The sequence below is a fragment of the Streptomyces atratus genome (genome assembly GCF_014648655.1).
Taxonomy (GTDB): domain Bacteria; phylum Actinomycetota; class Actinomycetes; order Streptomycetales; family Streptomycetaceae; genus Streptomyces; species Streptomyces atratus.
The window spans coordinates 1-1,658 of record NZ_BMRN01000167.1; the positions used below are offsets into that span (position 1 = coordinate 1).

Below are 1,658 nucleotides of genomic sequence, written 5' to 3' on the forward strand. Positions count from 1 at the left end.
GCCGGTGGTCGTACTCGCGGGCCAGGCGCCGGTGCAGCAACAGGGTTCCGTTGACCTGTTCCACGATCCACCGCTTGGGCTGCGGGACGAAGCCCTTGCCCTGGCCGGCGGGGTTGCGGCGGACGATCTCGACGTCGATGTCGTTCAGCACGCCGTGGATGACGACCTCGTCCTTGAAGCCCTGGTCCACCAAGGCTTTCTCCAGCCGGTTCCCGCACTTCTCGGCTGCCTGGTCGAGCAGGGCGATGCCTGCGGCGTTGTCGTGGGCGGAGGCCGGCAGGACGACCACGCCGATGACCAGTCCCAGGACGTCCACGGCCAGCCCGCGCTTGACGCCCGACACCTTCTTGTTGACGTCCAGTCCCGTCGTGGTCTTCGGGACACCGGCAGCCGCACGCACGGACTGGGTGTCGATGATCACGAGGGACGGGTCCTGTAATCGGCGGGCCTTCTCCCGCACCTGGCAGCGCAGGAGTTCCTGGATCCGCTGGTCCAGGCCGTCCTCGCGCCACAGGCTGAAGTAGTAGAACACCGCCGACCAGGACGGCAGGTCATGGGGAAGGTAGCGCCACTGACAGCCTGTCCGGTTCTGGTAGAAGATCGCGTTCACGACCTCCCGCAGGTCACAGGATCCCCGGTCACCGGTCGCCGACCGTGCCACTCGGTCCTGCTTCCAGCCCGTGATCATTGGCTCCAGCAAGGCCCACTGCTCGTCCGATAAGTCGCTCGGATACGGCTCTCTTTCCATGCCCCGAATCCCAGCATGTCCATGCCCAACGCCAGCCCCGTACTGCAATCAGTCACACGATCGAGCGATCACGAACCGAGGAAGATCGGACTTAACGTCCACTGAAGGCACGTCGGGTGTCGAGTGGGGCAAGTTTCGATGTAGAGCACACGGCGAAGACTGTCCATCCCGGTGCAGAGATGACGAGTGTCGAGATCGACGACCTCCTCTGACCGTCAATCGAAGTCGCCTTTAGTGCGTTGTGGCAAAGGGAGTCCCTGTTCGATGAGCGGGGGCTTCTTCGTGCTCGGAGCATGACCGTGGAGGGGTAGGGGCAGGCAGCGGACGGCTTGTTGTTGATCGAGGAGGATGCGATGCCGTCGGTGCTGGGGTTGATGGAACGGCGTGAGGCGCGGGCGTGGCAGGATCTGGAGTCCTGGACGGAGGTCCTGGAGCAGGCTCAGGCGGAGGTGAATGCCGCGCGGGAGCGTGTCGATCGGGCTCGGGTGGGGCGGGAGGAGCTCGTGTCGGTGCTGGCCGAGGAGAGCGCGGTGAATACGCCGGCTTCCGTGCCGTCTGGTGGTGAGGTGGCTGCCGCTGTGGGGTCGAGCGGCTCTGGTGCGGGGGCGGGGTATGACGAGCGGCCGCCGGTGTGGCGGTCGGGTATGGGTGAGGAGGTGCTCAGTGGCCTGTATCGGGAGGTGTTCGCCGCGGTGGCGGCCGCGTCGGGGCCGGTGAGCGGGGTGGAACTGGCGCGGGCGGTGGGCCGGGAGACGGAGATCAAGAACGAGGTGGAGAAGGTCCGTCACCATGCCTATGCGCTGGAGAGGTGCTGTCACGTTGTTGGGTTGCAGGTGCCTGACGGTGCGTCGTGGTCTGGTGGGGCCCGCGGTCCGGGCCTGTGGTCAGGCCGTGGTGGGCCGGCCGGCAG

At 66.5% G+C, this 1,658-nt stretch carries 2 protein-coding genes; one reads left to right on the forward strand and one right to left on the reverse strand.

Features of this window, described 5'->3' with window-relative positions:
- Nucleotides 1–748 (reverse strand): IS5 family transposase (locus tag IEZ15_RS43860; protein WP_189282504.1); only part of this gene is annotated, 748 nt, incomplete at its 3' end.
- Between the two features lie 329 nt (nucleotides 749–1,077).
- Between IEZ15_RS43860 and IEZ15_RS43865 the strand changes: the two genes are divergently transcribed.
- The coding region (locus IEZ15_RS43865; RefSeq protein WP_189282505.1) for a hypothetical protein at nucleotides 1,078–1,658 on the forward strand (581 nt) is incomplete at its 3' end.